General features: G+C 39.2%; 30 protein-coding genes and 3 pseudogenes. 20 read left to right on the forward strand and 13 right to left on the reverse strand.

The genetic code is table 11. The features are described from left to right. Positions 1 to 18 precede the first annotated feature (18 nt). Entirely contained in the window at positions 19 to 264 is a 246-nt protein-coding gene (locus TT11_RS06355; RefSeq protein WP_261869611.1) for a glutaredoxin domain-containing protein, read from the forward strand. Positions 265 to 274: 10 nt separating this feature from the next. Then, positions 275 to 769: a MauE/DoxX family redox-associated membrane protein gene (locus TT11_RS06360; RefSeq protein ID WP_261869612.1), complete on the forward strand. Its 495-nt coding sequence runs from the start codon at positions 275 to 277 to the stop codon at positions 767 to 769. Positions 770 to 829: 60 nt separating this feature from the next. Here the strand turns inward: TT11_RS06360 and TT11_RS06365 are convergent, their stop codons facing one another. From TT11_RS06365 to TT11_RS06410, 10 genes are all read right to left on the reverse strand, one after another. Then, on the reverse strand, positions 830 to 1,945 hold the full coding sequence (locus TT11_RS06365; protein WP_261869614.1) for a hypothetical protein: 1,116 nt from the start codon (positions 1,943 to 1,945) through the stop codon (positions 830 to 832). 203 nt (positions 1,946 to 2,148) lie between these two features. Continuing rightward, on the reverse strand, positions 2,149 to 2,661 hold the full coding sequence (locus TT11_RS06370) for a hypothetical protein (protein WP_261869616.1): 513 nt from the start codon (positions 2,659 to 2,661) through the stop codon (positions 2,149 to 2,151). Positions 2,662 to 2,732: 71 nt separating this feature from the next. Further along, a complete protein-coding gene (locus TT11_RS06375; RefSeq protein ID WP_261869617.1) occupies positions 2,733 to 2,999 on the reverse strand; it encodes a hypothetical protein in 267 nt (88 codons plus the stop codon). After that, positions 2,996 to 3,448 (reverse strand): hypothetical protein, encoded by a 453-nt coding sequence (locus TT11_RS06380; protein ID WP_261869619.1) that lies wholly within the window; start codon positions 3,446 to 3,448, stop codon positions 2,996 to 2,998. Before TT11_RS06380 ends, TT11_RS06375 begins: the two co-directional genes overlap by 4 nt. Before the next feature lie 50 nt (positions 3,449 to 3,498). Next, positions 3,499 to 4,161, reverse strand: coding sequence for a hypothetical protein (locus TT11_RS06385; protein WP_261869620.1), 663 nt, complete (start codon positions 4,159 to 4,161; stop codon positions 3,499 to 3,501). After that, entirely contained in the window at positions 4,148 to 5,956 is a 1,809-nt protein-coding gene (locus tag TT11_RS06390) for a hypothetical protein (RefSeq protein WP_261869622.1), read from the reverse strand. The genes TT11_RS06385 and TT11_RS06390 overlap by 14 nt, the downstream gene beginning before the upstream one ends. Further along, positions 5,940 to 6,371: a hypothetical protein gene (locus TT11_RS06395; protein ID WP_261869624.1), complete on the reverse strand. Its 432-nt coding sequence runs from the start codon at positions 6,369 to 6,371 to the stop codon at positions 5,940 to 5,942. The genes TT11_RS06390 and TT11_RS06395 overlap by 17 nt, the downstream gene beginning before the upstream one ends. Before the next feature lie 10 nt (positions 6,372 to 6,381). Continuing rightward, entirely contained in the window at positions 6,382 to 6,603 is a 222-nt protein-coding gene (locus tag TT11_RS06400) for a hypothetical protein (protein WP_261869626.1), read from the reverse strand. A gap of 183 nt (positions 6,604 to 6,786) precedes the next feature. Beyond that, on the reverse strand, positions 6,787 to 7,200 hold the full coding sequence (locus tag TT11_RS06405) for a hypothetical protein (RefSeq protein WP_261869628.1): 414 nt from the start codon (positions 7,198 to 7,200) through the stop codon (positions 6,787 to 6,789). A gap of 375 nt (positions 7,201 to 7,575) precedes the next feature. Continuing rightward, positions 7,576 to 8,943, reverse strand: a complete 1,368-nt coding sequence (locus tag TT11_RS06410; RefSeq protein WP_261869629.1) for a GntP family permease — start codon at positions 8,941 to 8,943, stop codon at positions 7,576 to 7,578. Between the two features lie 1,216 nt (positions 8,944 to 10,159). Between TT11_RS06410 and TT11_RS06415 the strand changes: the two genes are divergently transcribed. The 17 genes and pseudogenes from TT11_RS06415 (at position 10,160) to TT11_RS06470 (ending at position 22,497) form a co-directional block, all read left to right on the forward strand. Beyond that, entirely contained in the window at positions 10,160 to 10,897 is a 738-nt protein-coding gene (locus tag TT11_RS06415) for a hypothetical protein (protein WP_261869631.1), read from the forward strand. Next, positions 10,891 to 11,127 (forward strand): hypothetical protein, encoded by a 237-nt coding sequence (locus TT11_RS06420; RefSeq protein WP_261869632.1) that lies wholly within the window; start codon positions 10,891 to 10,893, stop codon positions 11,125 to 11,127. The genes TT11_RS06415 and TT11_RS06420 overlap by 7 nt, the downstream gene beginning before the upstream one ends. Positions 11,128 to 11,153: 26 nt before the next feature. Continuing rightward, positions 11,154 to 12,032: a hypothetical protein gene (locus tag TT11_RS06425; protein WP_261869633.1), complete on the forward strand. Its 879-nt coding sequence runs from the start codon at positions 11,154 to 11,156 to the stop codon at positions 12,030 to 12,032. A gap of 173 nt (positions 12,033 to 12,205) precedes the next feature. Beyond that, positions 12,206 to 12,682: a hypothetical protein gene (locus tag TT11_RS06430; protein WP_261869634.1), complete on the forward strand. Its 477-nt coding sequence runs from the start codon at positions 12,206 to 12,208 to the stop codon at positions 12,680 to 12,682. 908 nt (positions 12,683 to 13,590) lie between these two features. Continuing rightward, a pseudogene (locus tag TT11_RS06435) lies at positions 13,591 to 15,140 on the forward strand (type I restriction-modification system subunit M). Then, positions 15,130 to 15,585, forward strand: coding sequence for a hypothetical protein (locus TT11_RS06440; RefSeq protein WP_261869635.1), 456 nt, complete (start codon positions 15,130 to 15,132; stop codon positions 15,583 to 15,585). Before TT11_RS06435 ends, TT11_RS06440 begins: the two are co-directional and overlap by 11 nt. Before the next feature lie 165 nt (positions 15,586 to 15,750). Beyond that, complete coding sequence (locus TT11_RS06445; protein ID WP_261869644.1) at positions 15,751 to 16,296, forward strand: restriction endonuclease subunit S; 546 nt, start codon at positions 15,751 to 15,753, stop codon at positions 16,294 to 16,296. After that, complete coding sequence (locus tag TT11_RS06450; RefSeq protein WP_261869646.1) at positions 16,253 to 16,411, forward strand: hypothetical protein; 159 nt, start codon at positions 16,253 to 16,255, stop codon at positions 16,409 to 16,411. The genes TT11_RS06445 and TT11_RS06450 overlap by 44 nt, the downstream gene beginning before the upstream one ends. Further along, positions 16,408 to 17,643 carry an ATP-dependent endonuclease gene (locus TT11_RS06455; RefSeq protein WP_261869647.1) on the forward strand — a complete coding sequence of 412 codons (1,236 nt, stop codon included), beginning with the start codon at positions 16,408 to 16,410 and terminating at the stop codon, positions 17,641 to 17,643. The genes TT11_RS06450 and TT11_RS06455 overlap by 4 nt, the downstream gene beginning before the upstream one ends. Before the next feature lie 350 nt (positions 17,644 to 17,993). Continuing rightward, positions 17,994 to 18,326: a hypothetical protein gene (locus tag TT11_RS06460; protein ID WP_261869648.1), complete on the forward strand. Its 333-nt coding sequence runs from the start codon at positions 17,994 to 17,996 to the stop codon at positions 18,324 to 18,326. A gap of 14 nt (positions 18,327 to 18,340) precedes the next feature. Next, positions 18,341 to 19,111 carry a type I restriction endonuclease gene (locus TT11_RS17125; RefSeq protein ID WP_370587806.1) on the forward strand — a complete coding sequence of 257 codons (771 nt, stop codon included), beginning with the start codon at positions 18,341 to 18,343 and terminating at the stop codon, positions 19,109 to 19,111. Positions 19,112 to 19,127: 16 nt separating this feature from the next. Further along, positions 19,128 to 19,337, forward strand: coding sequence for a hypothetical protein (locus TT11_RS17130; RefSeq protein WP_370587807.1), 210 nt, complete (start codon positions 19,128 to 19,130; stop codon positions 19,335 to 19,337). After that, positions 19,334 to 19,929: pseudogene (locus TT11_RS17135) on the forward strand (DEAD/DEAH box helicase family protein). The gene TT11_RS17130 and the pseudogene TT11_RS17135 overlap by 4 nt, the downstream one beginning before the upstream one ends. Then, positions 19,926 to 20,048, forward strand: a complete 123-nt coding sequence (locus TT11_RS17140) for a hypothetical protein (protein WP_370587814.1) — start codon at positions 19,926 to 19,928, stop codon at positions 20,046 to 20,048. Before TT11_RS17135 ends, TT11_RS17140 begins: the two are co-directional and overlap by 4 nt. 76 nt (positions 20,049 to 20,124) lie before the next feature. Continuing rightward, positions 20,125 to 21,645: a hypothetical protein gene (locus tag TT11_RS17145; RefSeq protein WP_370587808.1), complete on the forward strand. Its 1,521-nt coding sequence runs from the start codon at positions 20,125 to 20,127 to the stop codon at positions 21,643 to 21,645. Between the two features lie 28 nt (positions 21,646 to 21,673). Next, positions 21,674 to 22,018 (forward strand): hypothetical protein, encoded by a 345-nt coding sequence (locus TT11_RS17150; RefSeq protein WP_370587809.1) that lies wholly within the window; start codon positions 21,674 to 21,676, stop codon positions 22,016 to 22,018. After that, positions 21,916 to 22,497: a M48 family metallopeptidase gene (locus TT11_RS06470; RefSeq protein ID WP_370587810.1), complete on the forward strand. Its 582-nt coding sequence runs from the start codon at positions 21,916 to 21,918 to the stop codon at positions 22,495 to 22,497. Before TT11_RS17150 ends, TT11_RS06470 begins: the two co-directional genes overlap by 103 nt. A 118-nt stretch (positions 22,498 to 22,615) precedes the next feature. On the opposite strand, the gene TT11_RS06475 is transcribed toward TT11_RS06470, so the two are convergent. Beyond that, positions 22,616 to 23,515 carry an SMP-30/gluconolactonase/LRE family protein gene (locus TT11_RS06475; RefSeq protein ID WP_261869650.1) on the reverse strand — a complete coding sequence of 300 codons (900 nt, stop codon included), beginning with the start codon at positions 23,513 to 23,515 and terminating at the stop codon, positions 22,616 to 22,618. A 49-nt stretch (positions 23,516 to 23,564) separates the two neighbouring features. Next, the gene (locus TT11_RS06480) at positions 23,565 to 24,731 is read right to left on the reverse strand and encodes an iron-containing alcohol dehydrogenase (RefSeq protein ID WP_261869652.1); all 1,167 of its coding nucleotides are present in this window, start codon (positions 24,729 to 24,731) and stop codon (positions 23,565 to 23,567) included. A gap of 484 nt (positions 24,732 to 25,215) precedes the next feature. Here TT11_RS06480 and TT11_RS06485 point away from each other — a divergent pair. Further along, a pseudogene (locus TT11_RS06485) lies at positions 25,216 to 26,262 on the forward strand (TRAP transporter substrate-binding protein). A 106-nt stretch (positions 26,263 to 26,368) separates the two neighbouring features. On the opposite strand, the gene TT11_RS06490 reads toward TT11_RS06485, so the two are convergent. Then, the gene (locus TT11_RS06490; protein ID WP_261869653.1) at positions 26,369 to 26,689 is read right to left on the reverse strand and encodes a hypothetical protein; all 321 of its coding nucleotides are present in this window, start codon (positions 26,687 to 26,689) and stop codon (positions 26,369 to 26,371) included. Between the last annotated feature and the right edge of the window lie 4 nt (positions 26,690 to 26,693).

Here is a 26,693-nt window from a genome sequence, read left to right on the forward strand (position 1 = left end):
TAGATAGGAGTGTGTATTATGAAAACAGCCGTGGTTTATCGCATGGTCAAACCTGATCATGTTTGTCCATTTGGTTTAAAAGCACTCGATCTTTTAGAGCGTAATGGTTATCAGGTCGAGGACAAGCATTTGACGAATGATGCTGAAACTCAAGCACTTAAAGACAAGCTCAATGTTAAAACTACGCCGCAAATTTTTATCGATGGTGAGCGCATAGGCGGGTATGATGATCTGCAAGCCTTTTTTTGGCAAAGAGGTTTCTGAAAGTACTGAGATGAGCTACACGCCAGTGATCGCGATATTCGCAACCACAGCACTCGCTAGTATTTCACTCACTTGGGGTTTTAGCAGCACATTGTTTTCGGTACAAACTATCATCTGGTTTGTTGCCTTATCCATGATCGTGCTTGCTATTCAAAAGTTGCAAGACTTGGAGAGCTTTACCAATCAATTTTTGGGATATGATTTGTTAGCACGTAAGGTGGTCCGTTACGCCTACGTTTATCCTTTCGCCGAGGCGTTTGTAGGTATTGCCATGTTAGCAGATGTCGCATGGCTAAGTGTAGTAGCGTCTGTGGTTGCTATATTTATAGGCGGTATCAATGGCCTCTCAGTATTTAAGGCCGTCTACATAGACAAGCGTGAGTTAAAATGTGCCTGCGTTGGTGGTAACTCAAATGTACCGCTTGGTTTTGTGTCTTTGACTGAAAACATCATGATGGTTGGTATGGGGATATATATGTTGATTAGATTTTCAAGCATATTATAGTTCTTATAATGACTTACATCGGGCTTGCATCTAAAAAAATCTGTGAATAATTTAGAAAAATCAACTCACAATAGATAGTTTCTCATCTGTGATTAGCATCATATGCACAAAAAACCGTAGTAGCGGTGAGTATTGCCACCTATTCGTTTGATCTCTAGGATCTCGGCTAGCAATACCGATATGGAGAGCATTTTTCGAATCATTAGATTGCTGCTTAATATCTTGATAGTCAGTAGATGACATAGTTTTCATCAATAAATCTTCGTTGCTACTCACCAGCCAACGTTTCAAAGGCAGCAGTTTCTCAGCAATACCAATGAACCGCTGCAACTCCTTCTCATCTTCTTTTCTAAATGGTAGGTATGCTCGGCTATTAGACAGTTTTTCACGACATATCTCAATAAACCAAGTCCAGTCAGTCCCTGACTTTTCTCGTAGACGGTAAGCATTACTTAACAAAAGCGATAGCAATCTTAAGTCACTTTGGTATTGAATGTTCAGTGGACTCAGTACAGGGGTATTTGAATCTGATAGCTTAACAAAGCGAGGTTTGCCGCGTTTGGTAGTGATGTCGATAATCTCGCTGGCACGTTCTATTAGAACCTTTGCATCGTGAATAGAAATATTTGCTAACTGGGCTGCCTTACTTAATGGCATCTCTTTATCATAGGTCTGTAGTAGCAGTTGAACTCGGTTTAGACCATAACGACCAAACAATTCATCAGCGGCTAGCGTATTGGTACTCAAGAGAAATTGCTTATCACAGTTCTCTATCGTAAATTTAGGTGACTTGCGTTTGCCTTCTATAATATTTTTAAATAAAAGTGTACGGATACTAGGTATGCTGACGCTACTATTACGAACAGTCGCATTATTTTCCTTAAGCTTTTTGTTCGTAAAACCTGTTACGTTATACAGCGTCCGCTCTGGCAATGTTATATCTGCTTTACTAAGCGCATAGGTCGCCATCAGTGTGGCAAAGTGGTTGTAATACTCAAAGCTCCGCTCAGGCGATAAGTGTCCCATAATACCTGAGAGAGCATACCAGCGATCTTGTGCATTAATATGCTCTCCGAGTATGCCTTGTTTAATGCGAAGTACATCGCTTTCGTCATAATCGGTAAGGGCTTCTACGAGATCTGAATGGCCTACTAGCACCAGAGATAGGTTACTCACTGCCGTATGCCTAAACCCATGAAAAGTATGGTCTGTAACATTATCATCTACCGATATGTCTTTTAAGATTCGTTTGAGTAATTTTAACGGAACATGGTCATCAATAGGGCGCTGATCCGATGATAAGGTAAAGATAAATTTGTTTGAATTGCCGCCGATATTACTTTGCACAAAGTTAATAAAAAAACTCAGTTCATTAGGCTTTAGGAGGGCAAATAAGGGAACGCGGCGAATACTACTTTGAGTCTTAGTTGGACGATAGCTATTGGGCTGATCACCACTGAGGGTGTGGCTGCCTTTAGACCTTCGATGTCATTATACTTAAGTCCTAACAGCTCTTTTTTGCGCATCCCAGTACGATAGACTAAGATAAATAAAAGCGCGAACATCTCCCGCTCCAATATATCTACAGAACCCAGTATCTGCGTAATAATGGCTTGGTACGCTTGCGGTGATATCAGCTCCGCACGTACACGCCGACCATTTTTGGCGTGTTGAAAGTTCACGGAGGGAAGGTTGTATTTGCTCTTAGCAAAATTGTGCATACTCTTTAATAAATTGGCAGAATATCCAATGTCAGTATTGTTTCGTACGACAGCTTTGTATTCTAAGATGTCTTCATAGAGCTCTTCAAACTCTTCCTCTGACCAAATATCAAGCGGCTGCGCTTTTGTGAAATACAACCACTCATAGCCTATGGTTTTAATATATTTCAAAATAGTTACGTTGTTCGGTGGTGCTTCTCGGCTTAGCAAACTGAGTACCCAATCTAATAAAATCTTTTCACTTAAATCATCGTATTGCTTATAACGTTTTTGTACTCTTTCGATAAGAGTAGGTGGCTTTTTGCTGGTTTTTTTTCTTTTTCTGTTTTTTTATCCATTTTGAAGTCTTTAGTCAGGTTCATAATTAAATCAGACTTTCTAACCTCTATCTTTTTGGTAGAACTACTACTAGATGTCTCGTTTTGATTAACAGAGTTTTTGCTGATAGACAGCGTCAAAATATGTTCTAGAACATACGGCTCCTCTTTATGCTGATGTTTTTGGTTCAAAAACGACCAAAGTCCTGCGTGCTCAGTCCAGCCGTGTTATGCATACCTCGCAGCACCCCAACTGAAGCATGATCAATATCAGCGCCCTCCAGCTCCTCCCAGTAGTAACTGGCGTAATATAAAAACCTTGAAAAGGGAAGTGGCTTAATACCCAAAGGCTTGATCACGTCAGACAAAGCCACAGCCAAGTATTGTTTTATCTTATCTTCTGACAGCTTGGCAATGATAGGTTCAAACTCTACTTGACTACTTTTTGTATGATAATGCATCAGCCAACACTGACTGACCATATCTACAACGATTTGCTTGGTGTTGTAAAGCTTGTCACTTTCTTCTTCTCGCTCATTACCAAAGCGCTTTTGTACAAAGCGCGGCGAGACCATTATCCTTTCTTTGATGAATGGCTGATACTCTTTGGTGAGCAATGAGATAAGCCAGCCTTGAAGCATTTGTACCTCGTTGATGCCACCATATACAATTCCTGAGAATATCAGCCAGCCTATAATCTGATCTTGGCTATAGTCGCTGTTTGCTCCCAATTATGCTCTACTGCGCGAATAATTTTGACCAGCGCCTTACCGTCTTTTAACCAAGCTGTATTTGTAATTAGTGGATTAATTTTAGTAGGCTGTGGCGCGATTATCTTAGGATAGTGATGCTCAGCAAGCATATGGTACTTATTTTGATAGTCAACGAACTTAACGACGACTTGCCAGACATGTTTGAGTGTTCTAGATGACTCGTAAGCTTTTGCAATTTTGTTTTCAATGATTGACTGAAACTCATCAAAACCCTCTCGAGACAATGGTTCCAATTGTCTATAAAGCTCTATCTGAAACTGGCTCAAAGATTGACTCCAAGATAGCCATGACAAATCGAAATAATCGCTAGAGCTTGGCGAAAATGAAAAGATGCGTTCATTGGGCCAAAGCGCTTGTTGATAGTATTTATTGAAAGACTTTATGAATCCGATACTTCCAGGATGAATCCTTTTCAACGACTCCCATTCGGTTTGTAAGTCGGCGAGTAGCTGTATCTCACGTGTCCTTGCCGTGTCACTGTCTTTGAGTATAGATGGGTAAGGCACGTAGCGCTTTTTCCTACCATCAAACTTTGCTAAGTCATCAATAATTTTTGGCAGCTGTATTTCATTTATTAGCATGGTCAACCTCTGCAGTGCTTGTGCCAACATGATTTGAATTAGGGTAATGGTTGATTATGATATCTGATAACCCAAGCTGTGCTGCGATCTGTTCAAACACGGACGCTACACGCTTAATATCTGCTTTACTACTTGATGAGAAACGTCCCAATACTTCTTGACGAGCTTTTTCATGACCAATAACCGTGTTAATCAGCGATAAGGAAACGCCAAGCTTTTCAAGCTGCGTACGAACAAAGTGGCGTGTCCAGTAGGGATTGGCGTCAATGATGTGCTTGGTCATATGATAAGCATCGCCACGCTTAATGTCTTTAAGAGTAGGGGAGTTAGCAGTAGGAGCTCGCTCATACAACAGCTTTAATAGTGCTTCATCATTACCCAAACGGATATTGTCAACGATAGCGCTGATGTCATGATGACCTTGGTGCTTTGCCTGATAATTAATCAAATACGCTCTATAGTCTGTTAGATGGCGTATAAGTGTGGGGCATAGCGGAATGAGACGATCACTTTTAACTTTCTTAACAGGCTTGTCATTGATGAGCAGCCAACCCATATCAAGATCGATATCGTACATCTTGCCAAGGCCGTTGTTCGGTCGCACGCCGGTTAAAAGGCAAAAGACAAACCATACAAAAATACTGGTTCTGTTAAAGTGCTCCTCATCGTTTGAACTTTGATCGGTCCAGTACTTCATCTCATTTATGATGTCGCAAACTGTTTCAATCTTCAACGCAAACGCTGAGCCCACCGTATATTTATGCCAAGGAGTGATATAAGTTAAGTCAAAATCACTGTTGCTATTAAATATACCCAGTGCTGATTTATAGTGAGCCATAAGTGCTTCGCTGGTGTGGCTACTATAGTACATCGCAGGAGCATGGGGCGCAGGCGTACGACAGATGATATCAGCGATATGCGCATGACAATCAGGCGTATAGCGAGAGAGCACGACATGTAGTGCAGTCTCTATACGATTGACGGACAGGTAAGGCAATCCAAGGCTGCTACGTAAGACGGCAAGATAAGCCGTAAAATCTTCTTTTAATGGCAACTCGCAAGCAAGTAAATCATCTATCAGCCACAATGGCAGTGGAACTTTGATGGTATCAAAAGTATTTTCATAATTCTTTACGGGCAATGTTTGGCTTGTGGACCTTTTAGTAATACCTAACCTGTGTTTAATGTAATACTTTTTGCCTTCAAGATTGAAAATACTAGAATGACTGATATAGCCGGGTATTAGTAAGGACTTAACTGGCAGCCCGGTAATCATAGATAACAGTAAAATACCCGCACAGGTTTTATCAGTCTCTGATTCTGGTAAGGTGCTTGCGTCTTGATTGAGTGCAGCAAATAACGCTTGGTAGCCGGCAAGGGACAGTAAGCGCGTGTTAGAGTTAAGCGCTAGATTGCGCTGAGACATGTAGTTTTGCTGTAGCGATAAATCTATAGTTTGGAGCGGTATAGAGTGTTTGATTAACGGGTTTGGATATTCGCCATAGCTAACATAGGGTTCCTCATAGTGGTCAATACGCTCTTCAAAGCTGGTGGTTAACCCTTCATAGCTTTCAGTATTAGCTTCTAAAAATGCAAGATCTATGGCGATAGCGCTGTGTTCTATATCATCACGTGTGTAACCCCATGCATCATTACTGAGTGTAGTAGTATTCCAGTTGTGACTCGTTGCAGTAGAGTCTAAGGGCAATCTCGATGTGTTGTCTGCTAAGTTGATGGCTATAATTTTAATATGTTTAGGCGGCTTCTTATACTTGGGTCTAGGCTTGCGTAACACATGCGCATTTCGATATGCGGTCGTTATTTTTTTCTATTTGGCTCAGTTTGGCTTTTTCATCAGATTCATCTTTCTTTACTTTCTCACTTTTTTTCTGCTTTAATAGATCATTGAGGGTGGTAGATATGTACTCTACACTTATGGCCATCTGAGGTAAATCGGGTAGTTCACGCCAAATCCATGTTCGTCTAGAAGATGATGAAAACTGAGCCTGTTTGAACTGCATCAGTATATCTTTAGTATCAGTTTTTCTATTGTGAACGATAAGTAGAGCTGCTGTGTGCATCGCTATGGATAACCAAACTAGTTGTTGCACTGCTTGACCTAACTGCCGTTTAATGACGATATCTTGCATTAGGATAAGCAGTTGCATCATCAATGGTTTTTGTGCCAAATCCTTACGATTAATTTGCATATACTGATCGTCAACTGGCCTTTTTTTGTAGTGTTTGTATGACAGTTTCTGATAAATACTCAATCGCATTGTCATCTCGTTCATAACTACCATCTACTGTAGCAATAATGGTAGAGATAACCTTTAAGACAGATTCTGGGTAAACAAGTGCTTTATTATTCTTTATATGAGCAATGGTCTGTGCCGACAGCCAGTGTTCTTCATTGGGAGAGGTATCATCATTCTCAGTCATAAAACAGCCTCAGAAGGTCGCTTGTAATAAGTTTGCTCACTTATGTTTATAAGCCGACAAAATGTAGTAATAGCAAAAATATTTTTGCCAAATAATTTTTGGTTTATCTCTTGATCCAAGACCTCGCTTAGCTGCGAGTAAATGAGCTTGATATCTATTTTTTTGTTGTATTTTGCAATGAGATCAATGAGCTCGTAAAAAAATAATGTCAAAATCAAACTGATTCTGTGATATATATTTCACGGCTACTTCTTTTCTTAATACATCAAAATCAATATAAGGACTTTTTACTATATGAAATAGCTCAAAGTTATTGAGCAAGAACCACTTTTCTTCCTCTTTTATAAAGCAGGTAAGTTTTGAGCAAGCATTACTTTGCTCAAGTTCGATAGCATGGCTATTCAGAAGTGGTCTGATATGGCAGGTATAAATATCAAACAGACTAATGATTTCTGGATATACAAGCACATTGAGTGTTTGTAGCTTAGCGATCGACAGTGATTTCATATCTTTCCCACTAAGATATTGAGTTGATGACTTGGTCGTTGTATCCCGTGTATTGACCTCCACTAATAACTTACGAGTATTAGCAAACAATTGAAAGCCAATTTGTGAGGTTTTGAGGCAAAAACTTAAATTAAGCGACAGCTGATGACGTCTTACTATGCTTCTGAGCTTTTGTAGACAAAACTGATGACAATTCTGTTCATAGACCGAAAATCTCAATGTTAAGAATTTAGAGGGTGTTTATGACGAGATAAGAAAGCTAGGAGGTTTCATTAAAATTGATAAGAAAAGCGTTTCGTATTGCTTTAAGGCAACATGCAGTTTTAGATTTTGTGATGCTATTTGCCAGCTATCAAGTGATAGTGCGTGCTATTGCTTATTGATAGAGCTTTATCGGAAAAAGCAGTTGTAGCTAAGAATGTATGACAAACGTCCATAGCTACATAGACAGGAAATCACATCTTTCTAAAAAGAACCAAACATAGTACCGAGTATGATGACTAGAGTGAGAGCAATTAATGGAATGACCACAGCAGTCGCAAATATATCTTTATAGGACTCTCTATGAGTCAAACCACAAATAGTTAGCATTGTTATTATTGCCCCATTATGTGGTAGTGAATCCAAACCGCCGGAAGCCAAAGAAGCAATACGATGCATTAATTCAGGGTCAATGTTATATTGTTCTGCCAATTGCATATAGCTTGCACCCATGATTTCCAACGCTATACCCAAACCACCTGAAGCTGATCCAGTAATACCTGCCAGAACGTTAATCATAATGGCTTCTGATATGAGGGGGTTGCCAGGCGCAATTTCCATAAGAGACTGTTTAATAATAGCGAAACCTGCAAGAGTTGCAATCACGGAGCCATAGCCTACTTCTGAAGCTGTATTAAAAATAGGCAGTAAAGATCCGGTAGCACCTTTGTTTAAACTTTCTGCCACACTATCTATTCTTTTGAAACTCGAAGCAATAACAAACACACAAGCTAAAAACAACGATAAAATAATGGCCCATATACCAATAACTGAGCTCAAGGCTACGCCACCAAATTTTTCGTCAGCTAAGTAACTGTTGTTCCATAACGGTATTATAATTTTTGAAAAAGCATAGTTGCCTATTATCACAATGAGAATAGGCGATAATGCGAGCCAAAAATTGGGTATGTCGATACCTGAATGAGGCTCTTTTTCATTTAACGTATGATTTCCATAACCTTCATTATTTGCACTTGCAATACGCGTTTGGCGATTCATCCACAACATACCTCCGCCTAGCATAACTATCGAGGCAATAATGCCTAAACCAGGAGCTGCAAATGCATCGGTCTCAAAATAAGGCATCGGTATAACATTATGAATGGCAGGTGAACCTGGCAATGCTGTCATGGTCAAGGTTAGAGCGCCAATACAAATGGCTCCAGGTATTAGTCTTTTAGGTATGTTCGTCTGCTTAAATAAGGCGGCAGCAATGGGATATATTGCGAAAGTAACGACAAAGGCTGATACACCTCCATAAGTCAAGATTGAACAGGCTAAGACGACGGCTAACAAAGCATGTTTATCTCCCAGTTTATCCACGATGTTGCGAGCGATGCTATAGGCATAACCAGAATCTTCCATCAACTTGCCGAAAATAGCACCTAAGATAAATAGCGGGAAATATTTCACAGCAAATCCGCCAAGCCCCTGCATGAATACTTCAGTATAAATCCCCATGGTTTGACTACTATTACCACTTAAAACAACAGCTAAAATAGCGAGTAAGGGCGCTAAGACTAATACGCTGACACCTCTATAGGCAAAATATATTAAGAGTGATAAAGACAAAAAAAATAGCAAAAATGCTCATAATTTCAATTTCCTTCCATGGAAAAATACGCTGTAAAATTATACTTTGTGAATAGGATAATGCTTCTGATAAACAGAATTTAGTCTGGTTATTATGTGATAAAAATTTCTAGGATCTTCTTCGTAGTTGCTATTTAGACGGGAATATGTCGTAGTGAGTAACGAATAAATGAAAGTGCTTTACGCCATAGCGTAAAGGATCACTGATAGCTAACCATTTCGTAGATAGAGCATTAGGGTTAATGCCCAGCATATTTACAACGATGTATACGACTCGATTTGTTGTCTATATCAAAGCGTACTCATACATTAAAAACACACCACTAGGGCTTTATAGCTTAAGTTAATACTATTTGATCGGTGCCTGAAGAGGTTTGGCTTATAAGAGTGAACTGATTGAATGGTTGTTCATAATTGCTATCCTTAGCATAAATGAAATACGATTAATACAACTGCTATAATAATGTGATGTGCAAACACTGAAAGGTTTGCCATTGTTTAAATACAGTTATATATAAAACGATACATTATGTATCGAGTTAAAATCTAACAGAGATATAAACAAATATCAACTATTAAAGCTTAATAGTCATTAGATAGCCTCAGCGATTTATTCTCAAGAGTAAGACTTTGTTATACATACGACATGTATGCTTAAAGCGTTAAGAAGATTATGTTGTTCTAGCATTTATATATATCGAATATTGGTCTAATTACGATATATATAAATGCTAGAACAACATAGGATGCTGAACAGGAATGTTTTAGGCAGCAGTAGATAATAAGTAAAGACTAAAAGTCTTACTATTAAGAGTTTAAGGGTGTTTAGGAGAGGAGAGGATAGAAAAACTGATACTTTGATTAAAATTTTACTCAAGTTTATTTTTTATACTGTAAAGATATTAATGGATAAATGTTTAATTATCCTGCTAAAATCCTACACCTAAATCGATGATGGCATAAAGCATCTTTTTTTAAGTTCTGTTACTAATAGCCAAGTTACAATGATTAATTTTGGCGATTGCTCATATAAGTGAGACTAGAGGGGATAGCTAGACAGGTTGGTTCTTACTACCATAATTTAATGGGTAAAATCACATTATGAAAGTAAATATATTGGCACAAAAATTGCTTTGAAAATATACCAAAAAATAATAGCTATTCAATAGACTAGCATTCCTCAAGGAAGTAGATAGTGACTCAAGAATTTTCCAGCCTTATTACCCCTATTGATAATTCTGAAATAATACCAAAAGCTATTCAGCAAACTCCGTTTTGGGTGGCAGTAGGCATCTACTCTTTACTGTTATTAGTCGGCTCAGTGCAGCCTATGATCGGTATTATTGGTCTTTTATTATTAGGAGTGGCAGCTTTATTCAAGGTTATCATTCGTAATTTTCAAGTTATCGGTATTTTATTATTATTGGGAATAGCGGCTATGGCTATTCCTCTTCTATTAATTATATATATTCCAGTGCTATTATACTTTTTTTATAAAACGTCTTGGATATCTGTTTCAGCACTTCGGCTTGGTAATGGCTGGATTGTTTATCTACTTTTTCCCTATAGGATGATGGCAAATGGAGCAGTAGAATCTACCCCAGCAGTTGGTGTAATCATTCCTGTCGTTCTCTTTCCGATAATTTTAAAAAGTTTTGTAGATAATCGTGGCTATACCGTTCAGAAAGCTCTTGAGATTATGTCTGAAGCTCCTATCCTTATCATCTCAATCGTCTTACCTTTTTTGAAATTAAACATAGGTGCGGACTTTTCAGAAGGGGTAGGCTCAGGAGAGGCTGTCGCAGGGGAAGCTGCCGCCGCCGCAAAACCAATGCCAAATGATGTGGCGTTTATGAAAGAGAGCCTATCTATAAAGGTGCTTTTGGCACAGAAGTCTCTGTTTCTGAGCCAGTCGCTACGACTGCTATGTTGACCGCCAACTCAGCCATTACGGTTAACGGATTCTTTCAGCAGCTTCAAAACAGTCAACAAATACAATATGAAGATGGTACAAGCTCTGCTATTAATAATAATCTTAATCAAATTAGAATTGGTGATAGTAGTCTTGAAAATCTCTATATACAAAACGATGGCGCCAGTCTAAAAATAACAGACAGTCAAGGTGATACTGTTGGTTTATTAAGCAAAATGGGGCGAGCTTAAAGGTCACGGATGTTAATCATTTCAATATGGGTAGCATTACGCCTGATCAAAACGGCTTTAATATTACTGACAGCTTTGGTAAGTCGGTCGCTTCTATATCAGAAAGCTCAACGAGCCTAGATGCTTTTACCACAGAATCTATTATAGATATTGATGCTCAGCTTGATAGTATAAACAATACTAATATTACTCCAGTAGAGGTCGATGCGCTTACATCAGAACAGAACTCATCACAATTGCCAAACGATACAGGAATAAATATAGCGCAAGGTGAGTTAGCGGCTGATACGCTAGACAACGAAGCTAACGAAGAAGTTATTAATTGTCATCAGTTATTAGCAGTTTCTTTACTCAGTCTGATAGCAAATAAAAATCGTATTAGCAATACATCTGATAAGAGGATTAATGTATCTAAGAGAATTAATGCTTCTAAAGATATGATTAAAGCCCAAATGCAGGCAGGTAGATCTCAGCTATATGGTGATGATAGTTTTTATGCTTATATTCAGAAAAACGCATCTGATGACTTCAAAAATAATGAGCGTGTCTATACGCACGACAAGATTAAAGACAACGCTAAATTCTCACCTGAATCAATGAAGGCTATAGAAGACAAATTTGAATTATCGAATGAAAAGATATTACTAATATTTGATGATGCCTTTATCTTTACAGGTACCAATGGCATGGTTTTGACTGAAGATCATATCTATTTACGAGCGATGTTGTGGGAAACTCAGAGCTTTTTAATTGATGAAGTTACTTCACTAAATACGCAAGGCATTTTGAGTAATGAAGCTAAGTTTAATAATGGAAGGCTTTCATATAGATTTCAAGAGCAACCGCTAAGAGTAGCCTATAAAGAGTTGATAAAGTTATTTAAAGATTATAAAAATAGCCGATAGGTAGCAGGTCAAATACATAAGCCTTGCTTCTAAAAATAAATAGTGGAATAAAAATGAGAAATATCGTTTTAGCCGTTATTGGTTGTAGTTGAGTTTTAAAGAGAGCTATACCGTGTACAAGATATTCATACTCTATCAATCAAAGGTCCATTTTTTTAAGGGAAATAACTATAATGCAGCTATTAAAACATAAACTTATTCATAGAGTATTGATTTCAAGTTTATTGCTTGGGTTGTCAGTATTTGCATCTGCATCAGATGAAAGCTACGAAGACATGAGTGCGCTCATAGCAGAGGCATCTGAAGAGTTAGATATTGCGGCTGCAGCACTACCAACTGTATCTGTGGCTCAAGAAAATACTGCAGCAGTTAGGACTGGAATGGCAACAATCTATGGTAAGCCTTACTACCCCTCTGACTACACACCAGAAATGACTGTTTATGCAAGAAGCTTAAGTTCAGGAAAAACATACTCTGTCAACGTCCCAGATAGTGCGCCACAATATAAAATAAAGTTACCTGCACCTGCCACTTACGTATTCTTTTCATGGACGAAAGATAGACTAGGCACCAATGTCGATGACCCTGAAGGCTATATAGAAAGGTGGGTGCACTATATAGCCACTGTAGTGCAACAGTTCTTGATGTGACTTGTGACAATCACTCTCCCGAACCTGTAGCGTTAAAACCTAACCAAGTAATTAGAGATTTTCAAATATCGGATTATTACTACGATAAAGACCAAGTCCCTCAGCCTTAAGTAAAAGTTAATGGAATCGAACTAATGAAGACTTCAATAAGCTTAATAGTACTGTCTCTAGGACTGCTTACATTTGATACTAATGCTGCCAATACTAATTTCAACCACAAGGTATACAAAACGGTGCTATTTCAGAATCTTGTTATCATGATCCATGTGCCGTGACAAGAATAATGAAGTCTGAGATTGTGAAACAGAAACCAGGATATACACAGTTGAAGCTTAAAGTAGTAAGTGGTTACAAAGGTTGGGATGCAAAAAAACTACATGGGGTCATGAGTTTTATACGATGTATGTCAATTGCTCTCTCAAGAGACCCAATTTAGCAAATAAGTCCAATATTGAAGGTAACATTTTACCCCTTGGCGTGGGTGAGGATAGTTGGATACCAGGCGCAGAGTATCCTAACACTATTCTATATTTACAAGCATGTCATAACTATGACGGAGAAACGGAAAAGGCTGGTAAGAAGTTCGGCTACAATATAAAAGAAGCTGATAGATTTAATTAGAGCTAATTAGCTTGTACCAGTTTTAGTGGAAATATCAGATGTTTTACTAATTCTTATCGTTAATAGATACGGCAAGCAATTGAGACATTGTTTGCCGTATTTATTTATCATCAAATGAAAGTTAACCTCGATTTTAGTATTAACCCACTGTGCGATACTGCTTAGTACCCTTATGCAATTGATATAATCGAATTTTTCAGCAATGACATCTGCCAACCATCTTATACCCTGCTATCATTACACCACTATAACAACCAGAAATTTTCCAGCGCGTTAAGGAATAACCAATGCCTGCCAGTACCACTAATAATATTAGCAAAATCAATCAAGACGACATCAATAAAGCCGTCTGGAACGCCTGTGACACCTTTCGCGGGGTCATCAGCGCCGATACCTATAAAGACTTTATCTTAACCATGCTGTTCCTCAAATATTTGTCTGACGTTTACCGCGATGAGTACAACAAGCTGGTTGAGCAGTTTGGCGACAACCCTGAGCTCATCCACGCCATGATGTCCAAGCAGCGTTTTGTCTTACCTGAAGGCGCAAGCTTTTGGGACTTGTATGAGCAGCGTCATCAGCCGGGCAACGGTCAACGTATTGACGAGGCGCTACACGTTATCGAAGAAGCCAACGGTACTAAGCTCAAAAACGTCTTCCAAGATATCAGTTTTAACACTGATAAACTGGGTCAAGAAAAGCAAAAGAACGAGCTACTACGCCACTTATTAGAAGACTTTGGCAAAGACATCCTTAATCTAAGCGTTGAGCGTGTCGGTAGCCTCGATGTGATTGGTAATGCTTATGAGTTTTTAATCAAGCATTTTGCCGCTAGTAGTGGGGCGACGGCTGGCGAGTTCTATACGCCGCCTGAAGTGTCGAATTTGCTAGCGACTATCCTTGAGCCTGTCGAAGGTGATGAAATATGTGATCCTGCCTGCGGTTCGGGTTCGCTGCTCATTAAGTGCGGGGCCATGGTACGCAAAAACTCAAATTCTAAGAAGTATGCGCTATACGGTCAAGAAGCCATTGGCTCGACATGGGCACTGGCCAAAATGAATATGTTCCTACACGGTGAGGACAACCACCGTATCGAGTGGGGCGATACCATCCGTAATCCACTGCTACTCGACAAAGACGGCAAGCACTTATTACAGTTCGATGTGGTGACGGCCAACCCGCCGTTTTCACTGGATAAATGGGGACATGACGATGCCAGCAGCGACCCCTATGGTCGCTTCCATCGCGGTGTACCGCCCAAGACCAAGGGCGACTATGCTTTATCAGTCATATGATTGAAACGCTGAAACCTGCCTCTTCATCAAAACAAGGTGGCCGTATGGGCGTGGTCGTGCCGCATGGCGTGCTTTTCCGTAGCTCTAGTGAAGGTAAAATCCGTCAGCAACTCATCGAAGAAAATCTGCTCGATACGGTGATTGGTCTGCCCGAAAAGCTGTTCTTTGGGACGGGTATTCCAGCGGCGATATTACTGTTTAAAAAGAACAAAACCGATGACACGGTGTTGTTTATCGATGCCAGCAATGAGTTTAAATCAGGTAAAAATCAAAACCAGCTCACAGATAGCAATATTGCTAAAGTCATTGAGACTTATAAGGCGCGGGAAAGTGTCGATAAATACGCCTATCTAGCCAGTTTTGATGAGATTAAAGAGAATGACTTTAACCTAAATATCCCGCGCTATGTCGATACCTTTGAAGAAGAGGCGGAGATTGATTTGGATGCGGTGCGTGCTGAGCGTCTTGAGTTAAAAGCTGAATTGGAAAGTTTAGAGACTGAGATGGCAGGGTTTCTAAAGGAGTTGGGTTATGGACAATAACTCTGTTCTTGCTAATAAGCTAGTAGGTAAAATCCCAGAAGACTGGTCCTATATTAACTTCAAAGATGTTTACGGTAAGCCAATTCGTGACTTTGGAAGTTTCTCTACTACGAAATTAATTACGTTCTTAAGTGATGGCGTACCTTTTTTGAAGTCAGAGATGATTAACGAGGGTTCAATTGACTGGACAAATACTTACTATATTTCCGAAGAAGTCCATAAGTTATTAAATAAGTCTTATGTTGAAAAAGATACTATCCTCTTTTCTAAAATAGGATCAGCTCTAGGTAAGGCAGTTGTATACACTGGAGAAAAAGGGATTTGTAATAGTAATGCAGCTATTGCAAAGATTATCTTAAATGAACAAATTGCTGATAAATATTACTATACTTATATATTGAATAATTCATTGGCAAAAAAAGCAGTTTCTAAGGTTAATTGTTAGCTTATTACCTAGGATTAACCTAGGTGATATTAGCGACCTAGTACTTCCTCTACCACCTCTCCCAGAACAACAAAAAAATCGCCAAAATCCTATCCACTTGGGATAAAGCGATTAGCACGACCGAGCGTTTAATTGAGAATAGTACGCAGCAGAAAAAAAGCGTTGATGCAGCAATTGCTGATAGGTAAAAAGCGGTTGCTTGATGGGTTGGGTCAGCGGTTTGAGGGTGAGTGGGAAGAGGTTAGTATAGGTTCTACTTCAAAATGTTTTTCAGGTGGAACACCTTCTAGAACAAAGGATGAGTATTACAACGGTAGCATTCCTTGGATTACTTCTGGAAAACTGAACGATAGATTTGTCGATTCTGTAAACGAATATATAACAGAACTAGGGCTTCAAAATTCTTCTGCAAAAATAGTTAAAAATGGAAGTATTCTTGTTGCTATGTATGGCGCGACAGCAGGTAAAGTAGCTTTGAATACGTTAGATAGTGCAACTGTAAATCAAGCAGTTTTAGCATTAGAGCCAAAAGAAAAATTCCATAACTTATTCTTGTTTTATTTACTTGAAGTTGAAATGTTGAAAGCATTGCTACTAGTTCAAGGTGGACAACCCAATTTAAGTGCCACTATTATTAAAGCTATAAAAATTAAAGTTCCAGCTCTCCTTGAACAACAAAAAAATCGCTACGGTATTAACCAATGCCGATAAAGAAATTGAATTGCTTGAGCAGCAATTGGCTGATTTGCAGCAAGAGAAAAAGGCGTTGATGCAGGTATTGTTGACGGGTAAGGTTAGGGTGAGGGTTGATGGGGAAGATGTATGAAGTTAAGAATATGTAAAATTAGCCTGAAGAACTTTAAAACATTTGAAGATATTACGATACATCCAAATGCTAATTTCAATATTATTATTGGTGAAAATAGTGCTGGAAAATCTACTATTTTTGAAGCAATTCATCTTTGGGAAAAATGTTACCAAACCTATATTTTGAGTTCAAGAAAAGGATTTTATAAAGTTAAAAGGTCTACGAACCGATACGTGAACTACCAAGATTTAGATTTTCTACGCATAACTAAGGATGAAGATTTATTTTACGATCCAAGACATCCTGAACTTGGAAAATGTTCAGAGATTACTATTTCATTAACTAATAGTGATAATGAAGCACAGGTTTGGAATTTAGGCTTCAAAATAACTTGTCCAAGCTCTATAGAAAATGCTTTTTTTCGTGTCCAGCCTGTAGAAGAAAGGGAGTTCACTAGTTTTGCCAACGATTTCTGTGGCACTGGAAGATATTTAGATGAAGCTATATTTATTTATCAAACTAGACCTGTGTCGGGCGTACATCAATTTGAACCTTATTATAACGAGGCTCAAATTAAGAAAAAAATACAGAAAGGCTCTTCTCATGAAGTATTAAGAAATAAAATTATATCTAAAAGAAGATCTATTACTGGTTTAGAAGAAAGTATTTCTGAGATCACTGAGAAAATTGTTAAGTTTTCCCTACCTTCACCTACTAGAAGGGAAAAAGATGAATACGTTTGCTTAGATGTTTCTGTTGATGGCTCTAAACCTTATGACCTGCATTTGCAAGGTAGCGGCTTCTTACAAATAGTAGAGATATTAGCTACTGTCGAATTTATCGACGCTCCTCTAAAATTGCTACTAGTTGATGAGCCAGACTCGCACATTCATTCCAAGCTTCAAAAGAACCTTTTAGCTCATCTAAGATGTATTGATCATAATCAATTTTTCATAATTAGCCATAATGATCAGTTTGTTACAAACGCTGGTGAAAATGAAGTTTTCTTTTTAAGTGAAGACAATAAAAGTATAGGTGATTTGAGACCAATTAATAAAAGTAGCTTTGATATCATTAAGAAGTCTTTGGGTGGTGTAATACTATCACTTGAAAATTTAAACCAAGCTAAACACATAGCGTTTGTAGAGGGAGCTGATGATGAGGAATATCTTAAAGCTCTAAATAGCAAGCTTAGACAGATTAATCATGAAATAAACTGCTTATCAGAAGTTGCTTTTTTTTCCCGTTAAGAGGCAAAGATAACATCCTACAAAAAATAGAGTATAACAAGCGTACTCTATCTTCATTATTAAAAGGCAAAGAGTGGCATGTTATATTCGATAGAGATTTTTCTACTTTAGAGATTGATTCAAGACTCAAACAACTTATCCGTGGGAAAAATTGTAAACCGTATAGCCATGAAGGATATTGTATTGAGTCTGTTTTATTTTCAGATATAAATATATTCAAAAAACTAATATGTAAATTAGTCGAAAATTTTAAAGCAAAGGATGAAGTTGAAACTATCATAGATTACGTATTTGATAAGCTATCTGAAGAAAGCTGTAGCCTCAATTCTGATCTCAACAAAGAGATAGAAGTGAGTTTTAATGGACAAAAAAATAATAGACCTGAATTTAACAGTTTACAGTTTACCGATGTAATTCGTTCTTGGAATATCTCGGGTGGTAATTTTAAGCCGGAGATGGTTATGTCAAAATCTCTAATTAGTAAATTTGTGTGCGCCCTTGAAGACCAGATAGGTTTGTCATTTCTATGGAGACAATCTAATGATGCTGAAGAGATATCTTCAGCTCTATTATTTGAATATATAGATTTCATCCAAGATCTAGATGACTTATACCCTTCATTTGCACAATTATTCCTACAACTTGGTGTGATGAATAATATTGGTAGCTTAGAGAATTCATAAAAGAGATTGATAGAATGTTCAAAAACGATTCTAGTATTAACTTTGCAGAAGAATTCAGCTCAAAAATTCCTGCCTTAACCTTGCTCACTACGCTGGGCTATGAGTTTATTCCACCTAGTCAAAGCAGTGCTATGCGCTCAAAAGTGGTTTCAAATAAGGCCACTGACCAAGTTGTATTATTGCCAATCATGCGTGCATTTTTAGCCAAGCAAACTTTTACGTTTGAAGGTAAGGCGCATCCTTTATCAGACAGCGCCATTGATAAGATCATGCATGAGCTAAACCCAGCGATGAATCTAGGCTTACAGGCAGCAAACGAGGCGCTTTATAACGCCATGCTTTATGGCGTGACCGTGACTGAGTTCATCGATGGTAAGAAAACCTCGCAGACCGTCGCTCTGATAGATTGGAACAATATTGATAATAATAGTTTTCACGTTACCGAAGAGATGGTAGTACAGAATACTGAGGGCACAGGTAATGTCATTCCTGATATAGTTTGCTTCGTTAACGGTCTACCGCTAGCAGTGATCGAAGCCAAGCGCCCTGATTCGAGTAGAGAGGGACAATCGACCAATGCCCAAGCGGTGTCCCAGCATATTCGCAATCAAAAGCCAAAGTTTATTCCAAACCTATTTGCCTATAGCCAGTTATTGCTAGCGGTTAATGGTAATGACGGTCTGTATGCTACTTGCGGTACACCTAGGAAGTTTTGGGCAAAATGGGTGGAAGAAGAAATATTTGAGCCTGAGTTTCATCGTTTAAAAAAACCAAGCGCCCAGTGATGAGCAGATTGATAACTTGTTTGGTGATCGTCCTGTCTCTATCAAAGAGGAATATCAGTCATTAATTGGTGGCGGTGATTTAGTCGTCACCGACCAAGACCGCTTAATCATCAGTCTTTTGCAGCCACAGCGTCTGCTTGAAATGACACGCATGTTTACCTTGTTTGATAAAAAAGCTGGCAAAATTGTTGCTCGTTATCAGCAAGTCTTTGGCATCAAAGCTTGATTGAACGTATCAGTACCTTTGACGAGAAGGGCAGTCGTGAGGGCGGTGTCATTTGGCATACCACAGGTAGCGGCAAGTCCTTTACGATGGTGTTCTTTTCCAAAGCGCTTATTTGGTTAGAGGATCTCGCGAAGTGCCGAGTCATTGTCGTCACTGACCGTGTTGATCTGGAAACTCAGCTTAGTCAAACCTTTGCATCTGGTGGTGTATTATCCGATCGTGATAAATCCGATGCCATGGCTACCTCTGGTCGCCGTCTAGCGCAGCAAATCGGGCACGGTAATGAACGCGTTATTTTCTCCATTATTAATAAGTTTGGTTCAGCCGTTAAGTATGATGAATGTTATAACGACAGTCCAAACATCATCGTCATGGTCGATGAAGGTCACCGTAGCCAAAACGGTGAGAACAACATTCGTATGGCGCAAGCCTGCCAAACGCTGCTTTTATTGCCTTTACGGGTACGCCATTACTTAAGGATGATAAGACCGAAAACAAATTCGGCAGCATCATTCACTCTTATACCATGCAGCAAGCGGTCAAAGACAAAACGGTCACGCCACTGTTATACGAAGAGCGTATCCTGAATTGAATACCAATGACCAAGCGATCGACGCTTGGTTTGACCGTATCACTCAAAAGCTCACTGATGATCAAAAAAAACTGACCTCAAACGTAAGTCTCACAAAAAGGTCAAATCTATCAGGTTGAAGGTCGTATTGAGCTGATCGCTCATGATATCTCTGATCATTTCCAAAACTTTAAACAGCAGCACCTTAAAGGCCAGTTGGCTTGTGACTCTAAAGCCTCAGCTATCCGCTATAAGATGGCGTTAGATAAGATTGGCAAAGTGACCTCAGTGGTTGCCATGTCACCACCTGATACCCGTGAGGGGCATGATACCGTCGATGGCGAGTCGAAAGACATTGTCCAGAATTGGTGGCAAGCCAATGTCGCCAAAGAGTATGGCGGTGATGAAAAGGCATATACCAAAGCCATCATAGAAGGCTTTAGTCAGGATGATGGCCCTGACATTATGATTGTCGTTGATAAGCTATTAACGGGCTTTGATGAGCCAAAAAACACCGTGCTATATATCGATAAGCCTTTAAAGCAGCACAACCTCATTCAGGCGATTGCACGGGTAAACCGCTTGCATGAGAAAAAGCGTTTTGGTTATCTGATTGATTATCGTGGCATCTTAAAAGAGCTGGATATCACCATTGAGAAATACCAAGACTTAGCCGAGCGTACACAAGGTGGCTTCGATATCGAAGACCTTAAAGGTCTATATAACGCGATGGATACTGAGTATAAGCAGCTACCCAGACTGCATAGCGAACTGTGGGCAATATTCTCTTCGGTGAAGAATAAGCAGGATGGGCAAGCGTTAAGACAGGTGCTTGCACCAAAAATGCAGGAAATCGATGGCAGAGTAGTCGATACCAAGCTTAAAGAGCGTGATGACTTTTATACAGCTTTAACCACATTTTCTAACGCTATGAAAATTGCCTTGCAATCAGCGTCTTTCTTTGAAGATAAGTCATTCGATAGTAAGCGTGATCGCTACAAAGCCGATCTAAAAGCCTTTGTTAATCTACGTAAGCAAGTGCGCGAGGATGCTGATGAAACCATCGATTACGATGAGTATGAAGCGGATATTCGAAGCTTACTTGATAAGCATATCGCTGGACTTGAGGTTCGTGAGGCAAAAGGTGCATACTTGGTTGGCAACTTAGGTAAAGATGTTAAGCCTGAAGAATTAAGCGATGATGAAGCCCGTAACCAAACGGATAAAATCACTGGTCGGGTGACCAAGATGATTGAGCAGGATTTGGCTGATGACCCTTATGCCCAAGAGTATTTTTCTAAATTGCTTAAGCAAGCGATTGCGGATGCCAAAGCCATGTTCGATGCACCAGTGAAGCAGTACATGATGTTTGCTGATTTTGAGCAAGCCGTTAAAGACCGCGATGTCGCTGATGTGCCGAATGCGTTTATTGATGATAGTGGTAAATTAAACAAACATGCTCAGGCGTATTTTGGTCTGTTTAAGCACTTATTTGATACTGATTTCTTGATAGATAAAGAGTTAGATAACGACAAGCTAGTTGCTTACGCCTTTGAGATTGATAATATTGTTAAGACAGCAGTGGCTGAGTATTCTATTAACCCAGCAGAAATTGAAAATGCTATTAGTGTCAAATTGCTGCCGATGTTATTTATGGATTTGGGTATCGATAAAGCGCAACAGCTCATTGAGGAAGTGCTAAAGATTACCCGTCTTGGACTTTCAAGAGATAAGTAGCCTAAGAGCAGCAAGAGGGTAGTAGGTAATGACTGAGAATGGCGTATTTTATTATGGTCAAGATAAGATTGATTATGAAGTCGTGCGTAAAGAAGCAACTTATAAAGAAAAGATAAATAAGCCTGAAAGCGACAAGCTGATTGCTAAAAAGGCTAAGCCTCGAAAAGTAGTCATTAAAGTACATCCTGATCAGCGTGTGGTCGCCACAGCACCTAACGATGCTACCGATGAGGTGATACACGATGCGATGATGAAGCGTGCGCGCTGGATATGGCAAAGCTACAGGATTTTGCCAAACAACAAGATCATGTATTGCCCAAGCGTTATGTCAGCGGCGAAACCCAGTTTTATTTGGGTCGTCGTTACGTGTTAAAAGTGATAACCAGTATAGAAACGGCCGATGTAATGCATAGCACTGTGAAGCTTAGTCGCGGTAAATTTAACGTGGAATTGTCTCAAAGTGATTCTGAGTTGGACGCTGAAGAACGAGCTGTCTTAGTTAAACGTCTTATTGATGAATGGTATAAAAATAAATTTAAGTCGATCTCTAGAGAGAGGCTTGAAGCCTTGATATATAAGGCTTCTTGGGTTAAAAATAGCCCTTCAATAAAATTAATGACCATGAAAAAGCAGTGGGGAAGCTGCTCAACTAAAGGTAATTTAATACTCAATCCGCATTTAGCAAAAGCCCCAAAGGAGTGCATTGATTACGTGTTACTACATGAGCTGTGTCATATAGCTGAACACAACCATAGCGAAAACTTTTGGCGCTTATTAACGCAAGTCATGCCGAATTGGAAAGAGGTAAAAGCAAGGCTTGATGGAATGGCTGAGCTTTATTTGAATGAGTGAGTCATAACACCTTTATCGTAATTAGCATAAAAGCCACCTTCAAAAAGTAGCTAGCTATCAACTAAAATAACCCGCCTGATGCGGGTTATTTTAAGTTCAGTTCTGAGAAGATTTTTAATTATGGCGTACCTGCATGCCCCACTTTCACTTGCACAGCTAACATACGTCCTTTAGTTTCAGCCTTACGGGAGGTCTCATCCCAATCTGGAGCCGCGCACATGAACAGTGTTTTACCATCTTGTCCTCCAAGAGTAACCGCAAAGATACCATCAGGTGCAGTATCGATAGTTTCTAAAATCTCGCCACCCTTTGCTATACGTACAGCTCGCTGATTTAAGGTATCTGCGATCCAAACAGCACCTTCGGCATCTAGCGTGAGACCATCAGGCAATATGCTAGCATTCTCTATACGTAGACCAAGATTTGGCTCATCGCCTAATTCTCCAAAATTGGCAAAGTCACGCTTTTCTCCAAGGCTGCCATCTTCGTTGATATCAAACTGCGTAATTTTATTACCAAATAGCTCGTTAACGATCAATGTTTTTTGATCTGCAGAGATAACTATGCCATTTGGAAATGCCAATCCTTCAGCGACAACCTGTGAGCTTCCATCAGGCTTAACCAATACAAGCCCTGTGTTTTCATGGTCAGCGCCACCCATCAAATCAAAACCAAAGTTACCGACATAGGCATTGCCATTAGCTGAAACTACCATGTCATTTGCATGACCACCGCAATGCTCCCAAATATCAGCGTGAATGACCAAGTTACCATCATTTTCTAGTCGTAAGACTTTGCGGTCTTTCATCGATACGACCAGCAAACGCCCATCAGGCAACCATCCTAAACCGGAAGGTTGCTGTTCAACATGGATGATTTTCTCTGCTACTCCTTCGTCGTTAACTCGATAAACGCCTTGAGTATAGAAATCGACAAACCATAGCGCATTTTGATACCAGCGAGGCCCTTCTAAATAGTGAAAGCCATCAACGACAACTTCTAATTCATATTTCGACATAATCATCTTCCTTGATTGATAGACAAAATTATTTAAACAATATTTATTATCAGGCTATTTCTTCATATATTGCAGTGACTTCCTCTAAAGTCATATCTTTGGGATTGGTTGCGATTAGTCGTGCATAGGTATTGATGACTATGCCTGCTAGGGCAGGAATATCGTTCTTTGTAATATCCAATTCACTCAAACGGTATTTAAGACCACTGTTTTCCAAAAACATTTTTAGTTGACTAATAAATGAAGTCGCTGCGTCTAAATCTGTCATTCCAGCTGTTTGAGTAGGCATGACAGCACGAGCAAGCTCTGCGTATAGAGGAGCAGCTTCTGATAAGTTAAATGTAAAAACACCGCACATGACGAGTGCATTAGCATGTCCATGTGGAATGTGGAAGTTAATACTAAGGGGATAGGAGAGCCCGTGAACAGCGGCTACAGAGGCATTGACGAAGGCAATGCCTGCCAGTGTGGAACCTAACAGCATATCGGCACGAGCATCAATATCATTACCTTTGTTTAATACTTTTTCAAAATTATTCCAAAGCATTTGTAAGCCTTTTAGGGCTAATGCATCTGAAATAGGATTCTTTTTAGTACGACTTGTATAGGCCTCAATACAATGCACCATGGCATCAAGCGCGGTTGCTGCAGTGATATGACGTGGTAATTTTAGTGTCAGTGTTGCATCTAAAATGGCGACGTCAGGTAGGATTTTAGGAGTATAAATGGCTTTTTTTACTGCCATTTTTTTGCGGTAATCACGGAGACAAAGGTAGACTCTGCGCCCGTACCAGCAGTGGTCGGTATGGCAAATAGTGGTAGTTTTTTTGAAACCACTAATATCTTTATCCAAAATATCATTAACGGACTGAAAGTCGTTTGGATACAAGGCGACAATCTTTGCTGTATCGATAGAGCTTCCGCCCCCTAAGCCAATGATCAAGTCACATTGATTGTCTCTTGCAAGCTCAATAGCGCTTTCAACAATTTCAATAGGTGGGTCAGGAACGACATTATCGAACACAACGACATTAACACCTGCTTCCTGTAAGGATTGCTGGGCGATATCGACATAGCCTAATTCGGAGATACCAGCATCTGTAATAATGATGGCTGAGGTGGCAGAATGTTGTTTTGCTAAAACACCTAGCTTTTGGCGCATGCTGTCAGCTTCGCTGACAATATGACCATTAGTATAAAATTCAATCCCTGTCATTCTGTTCTTCCTTGTATATATATACTCACTTATTGAGAACAAACGATGCAAAAGTAAGAGTGCTTTTATATCGGTTAGACTCTTATAAAGCGTCAATGCTTTTCAAGCGTATTAGGTAACTACTTACCTTATTAACATTTTTACTTTCAATACATTTTTCACAAGAGCAGTGAGCTGCAAAAAAACGTATTAAAAGATTCTAGGTACCAGAAAAGTAAGCAATATCTGAATTTTTTTAGCATACTTAACTAGCCGATGTTTGTAAGGTATTACATTATCACAAACGTTAGAGAATAGTCATTAAATGATTTGACAGATATCATTTTAGTTGCTAATTTCAGATGAATGTTTAGGTGTACGTTAAGTATATATTGACCTAGTTATCTATAACTACTGCTAATGGCGTATTTAACTTACCTGTCAAATATTATAAAAACATAAATTAAATTAATGAACTTATGACTACTATCAAAAGGAATTGATAATGAAATTAGCACCCATTTTTTTCGATAAGTGTGCTAGCCGCGATGAGCCTTTTAGGTTGTTCAAACCAATCCAGTAATGGTACGACTTCCTCAGAAGAAGCCACTGTTTTACGTTTCTCACATTTCTATCCTGCAACATCTGATATTAATAAAGAGATTTTTGAACCTTGGGCAAAAAAAATCGAAGCTGATTCGGGTGGGCGTCTCAAAGTTGAAGTATACCCTTCAGCCACTATTAGCAAAGCAGATACAGCTTATGAGTCTGCTGTTAAAGGAACGATTGATATTGGCTCTCAAGTCCAAGGTTATACGAGTGTCGATTCCCACTATCTCAGATTGCAGAGCTTCCAGGATTATCTAACTCATCAACACAAACAGGCTGTATGCTGCAAACCTTATATGACAATGGTACGATTGCTGACGAGTATGAAGATTCACACTTGCTCTTTATGTTTGCCACAGGACCTGGAACCTTACACAGTACTAACAAATTGATCAGAACTCCTGAGGATATGAGAGGTATGCGTATTCGTAGGCCTTCAGCAGTTGCAGGTGACATCATTGAAAGTATGGGAGCTTCTCCTGTGGGGCTACCTGCCAATGATATATATACTTCTTTACAGCGTGGTGTAGTTGATGGATTAAGCTTTCCATGGGAAGCTATGGAGACTTTCAAACTAAATGAGTTGACGAAGTATCACACTAATATGCCATTTTATAGTTCTGCTTTAATGGTAACTATGAATAAAGCTAAGTATGAAGGTCTGCCAGAGGACTTGAAACAAGTTATTGATGACAATTCAGGTATGGCGCTTAGCAAGAAAGTAGGGGCTATGTGGGATAAGACTTATTCAACGCAGTTACAAGCAGCTATCGACCAAGGAGACGAAGTTGTCGATATCTTAGACCCACTCAATGACCCAGACTGGAAAGGCCCACTTGAAAAAGGTACAAAGAAATATCTTGATGATGTGGAGTCTTTAGGACTAGATGCTTACGGGGTCTATGATAAGGCGAAAGAAGCTAGTGTGGTCTGTAAAGTATAATCTTATAAAATTTTTAGCTAAAATATAGCTGAACTGACTAAACTGAAAAAGCCCCAACTTTAAGCTGAGGCTTTTTTTGTTTTTCTGATTCTAACTATTTTAAGATTTACCTACCTAGGACAAGCTGTCCACCAGAAAAACTGATACACCCGTCACAAAACCAAAAATCTAAACGTCTTGCATAAGGTACATCTGCTGGGACATCTAACTGATAGGGACGACCACAGTACTCACAGTGTACGTCATCTAAATAAACCTGACATTTTGCAAGCGTAGCAAATAATGCATCAAGCTCCATGTTGTGGTCATAACAAAGCAGTTCCAAATGCGCTATATAATTACTGGGCGATACATAGGACCAATATGCATGGCACAAACGCTTTGCTGCACCCTCTAGAGCTAAATCAAAGACGAAGTTCATACTCATAATA

The sequence above is a fragment of the Psychrobacter sp. JCM 18901 genome (genome assembly GCF_000586435.1).
Classification (GTDB): Bacteria; Pseudomonadota; Gammaproteobacteria; order Pseudomonadales; family Moraxellaceae; genus Psychrobacter.